Consider the following 12,970-nt stretch of genomic DNA (forward strand, 5'->3'; position numbering starts at 1 on the left):
GTCAGCAACCAGTCAGTGCAACGCGCCGCCGCAGCTGGAACCCTGCCCCGCCGTGCAGCCGTAGCAGTGCTCGGCGGTGGCAATGCGGCGCGGCAGCGGGCCGTCCAGCAGGTCGCGCAGGTGCGGTCGTCCCCCCCCGGCGCCGACCGGCGCGGCGGCACCCAGCGGCAGATGCAGCATCTGGTTGAAATCGCAGTCGTACAGGTAGCCCTGGTAGTCGACGCTGACCAGTGAGCGGCACATCACGCCATCGACGTTGTCGTCGCGATGCGCGCCCTTGAGGGTCGCCATGTAGGTCGCGAAGTGGCCCTTCGACAGCAGCCACGAGCCGTAGCGCTGGATCGGCATGTTGGCCAGCGCAAAAAGCTGGTTGAACACGATGCCGAAATTGTCGCCGAGCAGTCGTTTGTAATCGGCTTGCAAGTGTTGCTGGTCCGGTGGCAGGAAGGCGCCGTTGGGGTTGTAAACCAGGTTCAGCACGAGGCCGCTGCCCTCGCGGCCGTAGCCGAGCGCGTTGAGCGCCTGCAACGCGCGGATCGAGGACTCGAAAACGCCCTGCCCGCGTTGTTCGTCGACATTGGCCTGGCTGTAACAGGGCAGCGAGGCGATCGCTTCGACGCGGTGTTCGGCGAGGAATTCGCCGACCCACTCGTAGCCGGGCTCCTGCATGATCGTCGGGTTGAGCCGGTCCATCATGTGCAGTCCGGCGGCGCGCGCCTGCGTGACCAGCCAGCGGAAATGCGGGTTCATCTCGGGCGAGCCGCCGGTGACGTCGAGGGTGCCGACCCTGTGCCGCTGCGCCACCTGCAACGCCAGCGCCATGGTGTCGCGATCCATCAGCTCGGTGCGGCGCGGGCCGGCGTTGACGTGGCAGTGGATGCAACTGAGGTTGCACAGGTAGCCGAGGTTGAGTTGCAGGGTGTCGAACCGGTCGCGTTCGATCGGCGGAAAGTCGCTGTCGCGCAGCAGGGGCCAGGTGTCATGCATCGTCGGGAAGGTCCGGGGTGGTCGGCGCGCACATCCAGCGGGCCAGTGCGCTCTGCTCCGGCGTCGGCCCGGGCAGCGCCTGCAGCGCGCGGCGCAGCGTGGGCAGGTCGGCGGCGGTATCGACGTCGGTCAACGTCGCCAGTGTGCGCCACTCGCCGAGGTCCTGCATCGCGCGGCGCAGGTCGGCGGCAGTGGAATCGGTGCTGTAGCTGACCGAGGTCCATGCCGGCAGCGACGCCGCGACGTTGCTGCCGAACAGCCAGAATCCGCCGTCGCTGGCCGGGCCGAGTGCCAGGCGTGGCCGGTCGCTGGCGAGCCCGTCGTCGGTGAGCCAGCCAATCGCCTCGCCCAGCAGTTCGGCGGTGATCTGCGGCGCATCCGCGCCGACCAGCAGGCCGAAGCCGTGGCTGGCGACAAGTCCGGCGTGCACGCGCGCCATCCGCGCGCCGAGGCCGCCATCTCCCTGTGCGATCGACGGCAGGTCCGGCCACGCGTCCAGCGCATCGGATTCGGCGACCGCCCAAAACGCGCGAACGCCGTACCGCCGTTGCGCCGCGATCGCGACGGAAGCAACCGCGGCCGCGGCGCGCCGATGCCAAGCGATTGCATATCGCTCGCCACATTCGGACGCCAGCCGTGTCTTGAGCGGTGACCGCCCCGGCGTCTTGACGAAGATCGCCAGTGCGCCGGTCATTGAGCCTCCTGTCGTGAATAACGGCGCGCCTGCCGCCAGGTTTCGGTCAGGTGCCATCGCGTGGTCGCCCACCAGCCGCGCTCGGCGTACTTGCGCGCGCTGGTGAAAAGTCGCGCGCCCACCGGCTGCATCGCGGCGCCGACGCGGCGCAGGCGCCAGACCAGTTGATGGTCCTCGCCGCATTCCAGTTCCGGATCGAAGCCGCCAACCCGCTCGAACAACGCGCGCGGCACCAGCAGGCCCTGGTCGCCGAACGGCAGGCCAAGCCAATGGCTGCGGATCCACGCACCCACCACGTTGAGGCGGGTCAGGCGCGGGCCGTCGTCGAGGAAGCGCAGCTCGAAATAGCCGGGCGCGCCCTGGGTGTCGATGAAGCGCGCCAGCGCCGCCAGCGCGTCGGGTGCCAACTGGCAATCGGCATGCAGGAACCACAGCCACTCGCCATCGGCTACGCGCGCACCGGCGTTCTGCTGCGGCGCTCGGCCACGCGGCGCGGTGATGACCTGCCATCGCGGCCCGCGCGCGACGGAAGACGCCGTCGCCTGCGCCTCGGCGACCTCCTCCGCGCCGGCATCGGCGAGCACCTCCATGACCTGCGTCTCCATCGGCAACGATCCCAGTTGCGCACGCAACGCCGGCGACAACGCATCGCCCGGCCCCACCGGCACCACCACCGTCACCCTTGCCAATGCCGCGGCGATCGCCATCGGCTCAGCCACGCCGCCACGCAAAGAAGCGTTCGGCCCAGCGCAGCGCCGCCTGTGGCGCGTGCGCGCGCTTCCAGTTGCCGGCGACGTATTTGTTGGCCTCGGCCATGGTCGGGTAGATGTGGATGGTGCCGAGCAGCTTGTTCAGGCCGATGCCGTGCTTCATCGCCAGCACAAATTCGGCCAGCAGCTCGGCCGCATGCGCGCTGACGATGGTCGCGCCGAGGATGCGGTCCTTGCCCGGCGCGGTCAGCACCTTGACGAAGCCGCGGTCGACGCCATCGGCGATCGCACGGTCGAGGTCGTCGATGCCGTAGCGGGTGACCTCGACTTCGATGTCGCGTTCACGCGCCTCGTCTTCAGACAGACCGACGCGCGCGACCTCCGGCTCGGTGAACGTCGCCCACGGGATCACCCGGTAATCGACGTCGAACGACCAGAACGGCGCCAGCAATGCATTGACCGCGGCGTACCAGGCCTGGTGCGAGGCGACGTGGGTGAACTGGTACGGGCCGGTCGCGTCGCCGCAGACGTGGATGTTGGGGAAGTTGGTGCGCAGCAGCGCGTCGGCCTCGATGGTGCCGCGCGCGGTCAGGTGCACGCCGAGCTGCTCCAGTCCGAAACCCTCGACATTGGCGCTGCGGCCAAGCGCCAGCAGCAGTGCATCGAACTCCAGCTCGACCTCCGCGCCGTCGTGCCGGCACACCAGTCGGCCGCCGCTGCCACTGGCCTCGACCCGCAATGCCTCGTGCCCGGTGGCGACTACCACGCCGTCGGCGCGCAACTGGTCGGTTACCAGCGCGGCGGCGTCCAGGTCCTCGCGCGGCAGTAGTCGCGGCGCCATCTCCACCTGGTTCACTGCACTGCCAAAGCGCGCGAAGGCCTGCGCCAGCTCGCAACCGACCGGGCCGCCGCCGAGCACGAGCAACCGCTTCGGCAGCACGCGCAGGTTCCACACGGTGTCACTGGTCAGGTAGTCGACGGTGTCCAGCCCCGCGATCGATGGCACCAGCGGGCGCGCACCGGTGGCGAGCACGATGCTGCGCGCGCTGACCCGGCGACCGTCCACTTCGACCTCCCACGGCGAGACGAGCCTCGCCCTGCCCTGGATGACGTCGACGCCCAGCCCGGTGTAACGCTCGACCGAATCGTGCGGCGCAATCTTCGCGATCACCGACTGCACGCGCTCCATCGCATCGGCGAACTCGAAGTCCGCGGTCATCGCGCGCACGCCATGACGCTGGCTGTCTCGCGCCTGCGCCAGCAATCGCGCCGTGCGCAGCAACGCCTTCGATGGCACGCAACCGGTGTTGAGGCAGTCACCGCCCATCCGGTGTTTCTCGACCAGCGCGACTCTGGCCTTTACTGTCGCGCCGATGTACGCCGACACCAGCCCGGCCGAGCCGGCGCCGATGACCAGCAGGTTGAAGTCGAACTTCGCCGGCCGCCTGAAGCCGCGATAGACCCGGCGCGCGGCCAGCCAGCGCGTCAACCATCGCGCCAGCAACGGCAACAGGCCGAGCAGTACCAGCGCACCGAGCAGCCCCGGCGACAGCACGTCGCGCAGCGAGTCGATCCGCGCCAGCTGCGTGCCCGCGTAGACGTAGACGAGGGTGCCGGCGAGCATGCCGAGCTGGCTAACCCAGTAGAACGTGCGTAGCCGGATCGAGGTCAGCCCGGCCAGCAGGTTGACCACGAAGAACGGGAACACCGGCACCAGTCGCAGGGTGAACAGGTAGAACGCGCCATCGCTTTCGATCCCGGCGTCGATCTTCTTCAACCGTTCGCCGTAGCGCGCGCGCAGGTTGTCACGCAGCACGAAGCGCGCGACCAGGAACGCCAGCGACGCACCGGTCGTGCTGGCGAACGACACCAGCAGCGTGCCCTCGAGCAACCCGAACAAGGCGCCGGCTGCCACCGTCATCACCGCCGCGCCGGGGATCGATGCCGCCGCCACCGCGACGTAGACCGCGAAGAACACGCCCGCCGCGAGCCACCGGTTGGCCGCCACCCAGGCCAGCAGGTCGGCCTGACGCGCCTTCAGGTTGCCCAGCGTCAGGGCTTCGGCCGCGCCCGACTGCCAGGTCCACGCCACCACCACGACGAGCGCGAGCAGCAGCGCCCAGCGCCATGCAGTGGTGACTCGCGATTGGCTCATGGATGGTCCGGTGCGTGGGTGCGGGGTTCAGGTCAGAACGTACCCGAAACCGGGGTCGATCCGCCCAATGCACATGTCGGACGCACGTGGCATGGAATTATTCCGCCTGACAGGCGTCCAACCCTGGAACCCCATCGCTTGGCCACCACCGGAGGCAAAGATGAACCGCCGTACCGTATTGCAGGGACTGGTCGCCATGGCGGCACTGCCGTTGTTGCCAGCCTGTTCACGTGCCACAGCACCCCCGTCGCCGGCGGGGACCAGGGCGGTTGCCGCGCTGGACCACCCCGAGGCGTTCTGGCGCGACAAGGTCAGCCCGGCCGCCTACGAGGTCCTGTTCGAGGAAGACACCGAACGCGCCTTCAGCAGCCCCCTGGACAAGGAAAAGCGCGAAGGCACCTTCATCTGCGCGGCCTGCTACCTGCCGCTGTTCGACAGCGCGCACAAGTTCGACAGCGGCACCGGCTGGCCCAGCTTCACCCAGCCGATCGCAGGCCGCATGGGGACCAAGCGCGACTTCGTGCTGCTGATCCCGCGCACCGAATACCATTGCACGCGCTGCGGCGGCCACCAGGGCCACATCTTCGACGACGGCCCGCCGCCGCTTGGCAAGCGTTGGTGCAACAACGGCCTGGCGCTGCGCTTCGTGCCGCGCAATGAATCGTTGCCGGCACTGCGGGGATGAACATGGCCAACACACGACAACCGAACCCGCGTGCGCCCCACCGCGCCCCATCGCGCCGGCGATCACTGTGCCGTGCCGCACTGATCGGCCTGTTGCCGCTGCTGACTGCGCTGGCGGCATGCGCCCGGTCGGATGGCGCCCATGAGCGCGCGACACAGGCCGCGGCTGCCGATATTACTTCGACCCCGGCCCGGGACAGCCGCGCCATCGCGATATTCGCCGGTGGCTGTTTCTGGTGCATGGAGCCCCCGTTCGACAAATTGCCCGGGGTGGTCTCGACAACATCCGGCTACGTCGGCGGGCATGTCGCCAATCCGACCTACGAGCAGGTCTCCGCCGGGGGTACCGGCCATGCCGAGGCGGTGCGGGTGGAATACGACCCGTCGCGGATCGGTTACGCGAAGCTGCTTGAGGTGTTCTGGCACAACATCGATCCGGTCGCGGTCGATCGCCAGTTCTGCGACGTCGGCGCGCAATACCGCAGCGCGATCTTCCCGGTCGACGACAAGCAACGTCGACTGGCCGAAGCGAGTAAGCGCAAGTGGCAGGACTCCGGCCGCTTCGACCGGCCGATCGCGACGGAAATCGTCGCGGCGACCACGTTCTACCCCGCCGAGGACTACCACCAGGACTACTACGAGAAGAATCCGGTCCGCTACAAGTTCTATCGTTTCAGCTGCGGCCGCGACGGGCGCCTGGAGGAGGTCTGGGACGCGGCGAAGTAAGCACTCAGGGAGGACGCTGGCGGCCTGGCCGGAGGTTTCGCCTCCGGCCGCGCCTTGCGCCACACTGCGGCAACCGCATCGACGCATGGATACCGCCATGAACGCCACCCGCTACGTCCTGCTGCTCAGCATCCTCGCCGTGCTGCTGTTGCTGGTTGCCGGCCCGGGCACGCGACTGGAGTGGTGGGATTTCCGCACCGGCTTCGGCCTGATGCGCTGGGCCGCGTACGCCGGGCTGGCGGCTGCCGCGGTCGCGCTGGTGATGCTGCTGGTACCGCGCATCCGTCGCGCCGGCATCGCGGCGCTGCTGGGGGCGCTGGTGATCGGCGTCGGCGTGGCGCTGGTGCCGTTGAACGGGATGCGCCAGGCGAAGAAGGTGCCGCCGATCCACGACATCAGCACCGACACCCGGCATCCACCCGGATTCGTCGCGATCCTGCGGCTGCGCGCCGACGCACCCAACCCCGCCGCGTACGGCGGTCCCGATGTCGCGCGGGCACAGGCCGAGGCCTACCCCGACCTGCGGACGCGCCGGATGGGACTCGCTCCGGACCGGGCGTTTGAACGCGCACTGGCGACCGCGCGCAACATGGACTGGGAAATCGTCGCCACCGATCCCGCCAGCGGCCGCATCGAAGCCACCGCGACCACCCTGTGGTTCGGCTTCAAGGACGACGTCGTGATCCGGGTCGAACCCGATGGCGGTGGCAGTCGGGTCGACGTGCGGTCGGTGTCACGGGTCGGCAAGAGCGATGTCGGCACCAATGCCCGGCGCATCCGGGCGTACCTGAAGATGCTCGGCAACTGACGGGTAACGGGCGCCCGGGACGCTAGTCCTTGCCGCCCTTGTTGCCTTTCCCGTTGTTGCCTTTCCCGTTGTTGCCCTTGCTGTTGCTGTTGCCCTTGCGGCGATTGTCGCTATTGCCCTTGCCACTCTTTTCGCTGTTGCCGTGGGCCTTCCCGCCGCTGTTGTCGTGGCCACGCTCCGCATCCACGCGCAAACGGATCGCGCGGGCCCGGTCCGGGTAATCGCGGTAGAGGTCCTCGTCGATCCGGATCGGCCGGGCCCATCGGTCGTAGGTCGGCACGAAGCCGCGCTTGAGCCGGTGGAATTCGGGCGAACCGGGCTTGATGCCCAACTGTTTGGCGACGTTGCCCCAACCCTGGCCGTGATCGCGCTCCCACACGTCGACGACGTAGCGGCACGGGCGGCCGAGGATCTGGGCGATCGCACAGGCGTAGTAGACATCGCCGGGTGCCCAGTTGCGCTCCACCAGCAGGGTGCTCACCAGATCGCGCGGCGCGCCGTAGTAACGCACCATTTCGTCGACGAACGGCTGGCGGTAACGGCTGCCATAGCGGTTGACGTCGCTCAGCTGGGTGTCGATCCAGACGTCGCCGCTGCGGGGGTTCCAGCCGAGGCTGAAATCCTGCGCGGCGACGCTGCCGGCGCCGGTGAGCGCGGCGATCGCAGCGGCGAACGCGAACACCCGGTTCTTGAGCATCCGGGACCGGGGCATGCCTGGATCGTGGGCGCGTTGGTTCGACATGGGTCTCTCCTGGTTGCGGTGCCGCCGGGGCGTTACGACGCTATCGTCGCGTCGGCGCAGTGAATACCTGCCGAACCCGAACACGGTCCGTTCAGAAAGACGGATCCATGCACGGCCACGCGCTCATCGCGAGATCACGAACTTGCCGAACGCCACGCCAAGGCTCCAGCCCTCACCCTTGCCGGCCAGCGCGAGCGAGACCTCGCCCTTGGTCATGACCTGGGCCTTGGCCGCCTTGCCGGCGCTGGCATGGGCCTCGGCGGTGGCGTAAGTACCGAGGATGTCGTCGATGTCATGGATGCCGGAGAACTCGCCGAGGCCGTCCTCGATCCGGGTCTTGCCGAAGCTCAGCCCGCCGCCCTTGGTCTCGATCTTGACCGGCATGCTCTGGCCGTTGTCGCAGGTGACCGTGCCGCTGCCCGATCCGGTCTTGTAGAACACCGACCAGCCGGACAGGTTGAAGTGCAGCTCGCAGTCGATGAGGCCGTCGGCGCGCGCCGGCGAAGCGACTACCAGCAGTCCGGCGGCCAGCGCGGGGAACAGCAGGATCTTGCGGAGGTTCATGGGCTCGGGCTCGACGATGGCGTAGCGCCGAAGGCTACCCGATCCGGTTGCCGGGGTTCATGTTGCAGCGCGGGACGGCACAACGACGAAGGCACCGCGGGGTGCGGTGCCTTCGAGGGTGGTAGCGACATCGACGCGGATGCCTCAATCGTCGTCGCGGCCCCGCCAGCGACGGGCCTCCCAGCGATAGCGATCGTTGCGGTCGTGGCGGTCATACCGGCCGTAACGGTCGCGGTCGTAGCGTGGATCGTAGTACTTGGCCTTGCACTTGCCGTGCTTGTTGCATTTGACGTCGCGGCGGACCTGGCTGCTGCGGTACTGGCCGTAGTTGCGATAACGGTCGTAGTTGTCGTGGCCACGACGGACCTGACGATAGTAGACCGGGCGACCGTAGCGGTCGCGCACCACGATCAGGCGATCGTCGCGACCGTAGTTGCCATGGCGGTAGTACGGCGTGCCACTGCGGAACATGACGTCGGCGACGTCGACCAGCACGCGTACCAGGTCATCGCCGCTCTGGGCGTGGGCCGGGGCCGGCATCATCGCCATGCCGCCAAAACCGGCGGCGAGGACGACAGGGGCGAGCCAGCGGGACAGAGTGGTGGTCATGGGCTTCTCCTCGGTTCGCCCGCTCCTGCGGGCACGCACCGACCATGCGTCAGCCCGTGTGAACGTGTTTTTAATGGCGGCGTCATGCCGCGATCACGCTCAGCCGGGGTTATGCCTCGCCACCGCGGCGAGCTCGGCGACCGCGGCCGGCAGGTCCGCGGCCTGCACCACGGTGCGCAGCCGTGGCGGATCGACGGCGAGGTCGACCTGGGCCTCGTGCGCCCACGTGGTGTGGTACGGCACGTGGATGCCCCATCCGCCCAGCGCCAGCACCGGCGCGATGTCCGATCGCAGCGAATTGCCGACCATCAGGAAGCGATGGGCCGGCAGTTCGAATTCGGCGAGCAGGCGCGCATAGGTCGCGGGGTCCTTCTCGCTGACGATCTCGATCCGGCGGAACAGGTCGGCGAAACCGCAGTCGCGGACCTTGGCCTCCTGGTGGAACAGGTCGCCCTTTGTGATCAGCACCACTTCGAAGTCGCGCGCGACCGTCTCGACCGCATCGCGGATACCGGGCAGCAACTCGACCGGATGCCGTAACAACTCCTTGCCGAGCCCGACGATGCGATGCAGGTCGGTGGCGCTGATGCGTTCCGCGGTCAGCTCGACCGCGGCCTCGATCATCGACAACACCATGCCTTTGACGCCGTAGCCGAACACCGCGATGTTGCGGGTCTCGACCTCGTACAGGCGCTGTTGCGCGCGGCTGTCGGCGAGGTCGACGTAGGCGCCGACGATGCGTTCGAACTCCAACTGCGCGGCGTCGAAGTAATCCTGGCTGCGCCAGAGGGTGTCGTCGGCGTCGAAGCCGACCATCGCGAGGCTGCGGGTGTCATCCATCGGGCGAGTATAAAAAAAGAGGGCGGCCAAGGCCGCCCTCCTTTCCGTCACGCCTGACGGGTCGAACGCTTACTGACCCGAGGCGCCGGCGCTGCCACCGGCGGCGCCCTCGGCCTGCACCTTGGCGACGTAGGCCTTGTACTCGTCGGCGGTCAGCGAACCGTCGGCGTTGGCATCGGCCTCACCGAACACCTGCACCAGCGACGGCACGGCGGCCGCTTCGGCCTGGCTCAGTGCGCCGTCCTTGTCGGTGTCGACATCGGCCCAGCTCTGCTTCGCAGGCGCCGTGGCCTGGCCCGCCGGCGCGGCGGTCTGCGCGGTCGGGGTAGCGGTCGCGGCTTCCGCCTCGGTGCCGGCTTCCTGCGCAAACGCCAGCGGCGCGGCCAGGGCGGCGGTCAGGGCGAGGGCGATCAACTTGGGGGAATGCTTGTTCATTAGAAATCTCCTGAAGTTCCGTCTGGAACGAGTGGGAACAGGTTGGAACCAATAGGTGAAAACCGCGCGGTCCGCCGTGGGGGAGGGCCACCGCACGATTCGCACCTTGCCGCCGGCGCCATGAACGGATGCCGCGTGCGAACCGTTAAGGCAACGTTGGTTTAACCAACGCCTCGGCCCATGGCGCTAGGCGCATGCCGATTCGGCTGGAAAACGTGACCGGCGGCGGACTCGTGAGGCCCGGGCCGCGGTGAACGGAAACAAAACCTTCACGCGGACGCGTTTTGCCTCCCATGTCGGAAGCGCATCCAGGACGCCCGGGCTTTTCGTCACGCGTGAATAACCTGTCCGGGGCAAAGCTGGCCTCGACGCCCTGCCTGCGCGGTTGCACGTCACGCCTCGTCGGCCTCGGGGGATGCCACGCCGCGATCGACACAGGAGCGAAACATGAAGCTGCGACACGTATTCAGTACGCCCGACCTCGCCACCGCCGAACTCGCGATGGAAGCCGCGCGCAGCGGTGGCGTGCACGACGACGACATCCTGCTGGTCGCGCGCTCCGACATCGAGGTCGAGTCGATCCCCAACGAGCGCAAGGAAGCCGACACCGACCTCATGCCTGCCGCCGCGCGCGGTGCGGGCTACGGTGCCGGTGCCGGCCTGCTCGCGGGGCTGGTGGCGGTGGCGATCCCTCCGCTGGGCGTGACCCTGGCCGGCGCCGCCGCCACCACGGTGGCCGGAGCGGTGGTCGGGTGCTGGGCCTCGGCCCTGGTCGGTTCGTCCCTGCCCGACCCGATCCGGCGCAACTTCCACGACGAGATCGAGGCCGGCAACATCCTGGTGGTGGTCGACGCGCAGAAGGAGATGTTGACCGCGATCGAACCCCGGATTGTCGCGGCCGGCGCAACAACGCTACCGTACGAGACCAGCAAGACCATGTCCTGAGGATCTCCGCGTGAAGAATCGTTCGGTGTTGTTTGCAGCGGTATCGCTGACCCTGTTGTGCGCGTGCGGCAATGGCAACGGCAGCGAGAACGCCGGCCCGCAGGTGGCCGCCGGAGCAGACGACGCGGCCCCGGCGCTGGCGGCCGATGGCCGACCATTCGTGGCCACCGAGGTGGCACGCTTCGACGAACCGTGGGCGATGAGCTTCCTGCCCGACGGTCGCCTGCTGGTGACCGAGCGCGCTGGCACGTTGAAACTGCTCGGCACCGACGGCAAGGCTGGCGAGGTCAGTGGCGTACCGGCGGTCGATTACGGCGGCCAGGGCGGCCTCGGCGACGTGGTGCCGCACCCGGACTTTGCCGACAACGGACTGGTCTATCTCAGCTACGCCGAAGCCGGCGAAGGCGACATCCGCGGCGCCGCGGTCGCGCGTGCGCGGTTGGCGTTCGACAAGCAGGGCGGCGGCGCGTTGTCGGACTTGGAGGTGATCTGGCGGCAGGTGCCGAAGGTGGCCGGTCGTGGGCATTTCGGCCATCGCATCGCGTTCGGGCCGGATGGCCACCTGTGGATCAGCTCCGGCGAGCGCCAGAAGTTCGACCCGGCGCAGGACATGCAATCCAACCTCGGCAAGATCGTGCGACTCGACGACGACGGCAGCGTGCCCGCGGACAACCCGTTCGTCGACGACGGCGAGGTGGCCGCGCAGGTCTGGTCGCTCGGCCATCGCAACCCGCTCGGCATCGCGTTCGATGCCACGGGCCAGTTGTGGAACATCGAGATGGGCCCGAAGGGCGGCGACGAGCTCAACCGCGTCGAGCGCGGCGGCAACTACGGCTATCCGATCGTGTCCAACGGCGACCACTACGACGGTCGACCGATCCCCGACCACGATTCCCGCCCGGAATTCAACGCGCCCGCGTTGAGCTGGAGTCCGGTGATCTCGCCGGGCGGTTTCACCATCTATTCCGGCGACACGTTCCCGGACTGGCAGGGCGACGGCCTGATCGCCGGCCTGTCATCGCAGGCGCTGGTGCGGGTCGAGTTCGACGGCAAGAACGCGCGCGAAGCCGAACGCTTCGACATGGATGCGCGCATCCGCGAGGTCGAGCAGGGACCGGACGGTGACATCTGGTTGCTGGAGGACGGCGAAGACGGCCGCCTGCTGCGCTTGACCCGGCCCGGCTGAGGACGACGCCACCGACGACGTGACCGGGGCCGGGCCAAGGCCCGGTGACGCGGCTCAGCCTCCGTCGCGATCGTCGACCGATTCGGTTCCGGTGGGCTCGATGCTGTCGTTACCCGTGCCGTCATCGTCCATGCGATCGCGGTCGTGCATGCCTTCGTGGTCCATGCCGTCGTGATCCATGCTGTCGTCGCCCACACCCTGGCGGTCACTGCCTTGCCCGGCATCGAACTCGGCCCGGCTGACGAAGCCGTCGCCGTCGCTGTCCATTGCCGCGAACCCGGTGCTGAACTCCGCATCGGCGGCGCTCTCCGCCTTGCTGATCCGGCCGTCGGCATCGGCATCGAGCCGGGTCCAGCGATCAGGCGCGACGTCGGTGCGCAGGGTGGACTGCGCGTCACTGCGCGCGGGTGGCGGGACCGCACTCATCGGATCCTCGGCCTCGTCTGCAACCGGCAGGCGCGGGTCGACCGGCTGGTCGGCGGTTTCGTTCGGGTTGACCTGCGGCGGCAGCTCCTCGGCGGCGTCCTGCCGGTCGAGTTGTTGCTGGGTGGTTTCGGTTTGCGCGACCGCGACCGGCGCAGCCAGTGCGGTGGCGAGTGCAACCATCAACAGGTTGCGGGTACGGGTGTTCATGGAGTGCCTCCTGGACGGCCATGCATGCGCGGAGGGCGCAGCGACTGGAAAGTGGTCCGGACCGGCTGTACTGGTGATGACCGTTTTCGCACCTAACATCCGCTTCACTCCGTCGTGCCACGGGCTTACCGGCAGCACGCGTTCAAGGGCTTCCCAAGTCCCGCGCCGGAGGTTTCATGCTGCCCTGCGGCATGCGCCTGCGCAGGCCGATTTCCGCAGTGAGGCACAACGGCCCACGCCGCAAACGTGCAC

At 68.5% G+C, this 12,970-nt stretch carries 15 protein-coding genes; 5 read left to right on the forward strand and 10 right to left on the reverse strand.

Going from position 1 to position 12,970, the window contains the following annotated elements:
• Positions 1–12 precede the first annotated feature (12 nt).
• From arsS to ACT9F5_RS07390, 4 genes are read right to left on the reverse strand one after another with little or no spacing between them, the layout of a single operon-like run.
• Entirely contained in the window at positions 13–987 is a 975-nt protein-coding gene (gene arsS / locus ACT9F5_RS07375) for an arsenosugar biosynthesis radical SAM (seleno)protein ArsS (protein ID WP_445119234.1), read from the reverse strand.
• Positions 980–1,681: a DUF2064 domain-containing protein gene (locus ACT9F5_RS07380; protein ID WP_445119235.1), complete on the reverse strand. Its 702-nt coding sequence runs from the start codon at positions 1,679–1,681 to the stop codon at positions 980–982. The genes arsS and ACT9F5_RS07380 overlap by 8 nt, the downstream gene beginning before the upstream one ends.
• A complete protein-coding gene (locus ACT9F5_RS07385; RefSeq protein ID WP_445119236.1) occupies positions 1,678–2,388 on the reverse strand; it encodes a glycosyltransferase in 711 nt (236 codons plus the stop codon). Before ACT9F5_RS07385 ends, ACT9F5_RS07380 begins: the two co-directional genes overlap by 4 nt.
• Before the next feature lie 4 nt (positions 2,389–2,392).
• Positions 2,393–4,546, reverse strand: a complete 2,154-nt coding sequence (locus tag ACT9F5_RS07390) for an FAD-dependent oxidoreductase (RefSeq protein WP_445119237.1) — start codon at positions 4,544–4,546, stop codon at positions 2,393–2,395.
• 160 nt (positions 4,547–4,706) lie between these two features.
• On the opposite strand from ACT9F5_RS07390, the gene msrB reads away from it, so the two are divergent.
• From msrB to ACT9F5_RS07405, 3 genes are all read left to right on the forward strand, one after another.
• Positions 4,707–5,231, forward strand: coding sequence for a peptide-methionine (R)-S-oxide reductase MsrB (msrB, locus tag ACT9F5_RS07395; RefSeq protein ID WP_445119238.1), 525 nt, complete (start codon positions 4,707–4,709; stop codon positions 5,229–5,231).
• A 2-nt stretch (positions 5,232–5,233) separates the two neighbouring features.
• The gene (gene msrA, locus ACT9F5_RS07400) at positions 5,234–5,956 is read left to right on the forward strand and encodes a peptide-methionine (S)-S-oxide reductase MsrA (RefSeq protein WP_445119239.1); all 723 of its coding nucleotides are present in this window, start codon (positions 5,234–5,236) and stop codon (positions 5,954–5,956) included.
• 97 nt (positions 5,957–6,053) lie between these two features.
• On the forward strand, positions 6,054–6,764 hold the full coding sequence (locus ACT9F5_RS07405; protein WP_445119240.1) for a DUF1499 domain-containing protein: 711 nt from the start codon (positions 6,054–6,056) through the stop codon (positions 6,762–6,764).
• 22 nt (positions 6,765–6,786) lie between these two features.
• Here ACT9F5_RS07405 and ACT9F5_RS07410 read toward each other — a convergent pair whose 3' ends face one another.
• From ACT9F5_RS07410 to ACT9F5_RS07430, 5 genes are all read right to left on the reverse strand, one after another.
• Entirely contained in the window at positions 6,787–7,506 is a 720-nt protein-coding gene (locus tag ACT9F5_RS07410) for a hypothetical protein (protein WP_445119241.1), read from the reverse strand.
• 123 nt (positions 7,507–7,629) lie between these two features.
• Entirely contained in the window at positions 7,630–8,070 is a 441-nt protein-coding gene (locus tag ACT9F5_RS07415; protein ID WP_445119242.1) for a hypothetical protein, read from the reverse strand.
• A gap of 144 nt (positions 8,071–8,214) precedes the next feature.
• Positions 8,215–8,679, reverse strand: a complete 465-nt coding sequence (locus ACT9F5_RS07420; protein WP_445119243.1) for a hypothetical protein — start codon at positions 8,677–8,679, stop codon at positions 8,215–8,217.
• 99 nt (positions 8,680–8,778) lie between these two features.
• Entirely contained in the window at positions 8,779–9,519 is a 741-nt protein-coding gene (locus tag ACT9F5_RS07425; RefSeq protein WP_445119244.1) for an HAD family hydrolase, read from the reverse strand.
• A gap of 69 nt (positions 9,520–9,588) precedes the next feature.
• The gene (locus tag ACT9F5_RS07430) at positions 9,589–9,954 is read right to left on the reverse strand and encodes an EF-hand domain-containing protein (RefSeq protein WP_445119245.1); all 366 of its coding nucleotides are present in this window, start codon (positions 9,952–9,954) and stop codon (positions 9,589–9,591) included.
• A gap of 447 nt (positions 9,955–10,401) precedes the next feature.
• Here ACT9F5_RS07430 and ACT9F5_RS07435 point away from each other — a divergent pair, with 447 nt between their 5' ends.
• Positions 10,402–10,899 carry a hypothetical protein gene (locus ACT9F5_RS07435; protein WP_445119246.1) on the forward strand — a complete coding sequence of 166 codons (498 nt, stop codon included), beginning with the start codon at positions 10,402–10,404 and terminating at the stop codon, positions 10,897–10,899.
• Positions 10,900–10,954: 55 nt separating this feature from the next.
• On the forward strand, positions 10,955–12,085 hold the full coding sequence (locus ACT9F5_RS07440) for a PQQ-dependent sugar dehydrogenase (RefSeq protein ID WP_445119513.1): 1,131 nt from the start codon (positions 10,955–10,957) through the stop codon (positions 12,083–12,085).
• Between the two features lie 54 nt (positions 12,086–12,139).
• On the opposite strand, the gene ACT9F5_RS07445 is transcribed toward ACT9F5_RS07440, so the two are convergent.
• Positions 12,140–12,718 carry a hypothetical protein gene (locus ACT9F5_RS07445; RefSeq protein WP_445119247.1) on the reverse strand — a complete coding sequence of 193 codons (579 nt, stop codon included), beginning with the start codon at positions 12,716–12,718 and terminating at the stop codon, positions 12,140–12,142.
• Positions 12,719–12,970: the final 252 nt, after the last annotated feature.

The organism is Lysobacter sp. F6437 (genome assembly GCF_052547215.1).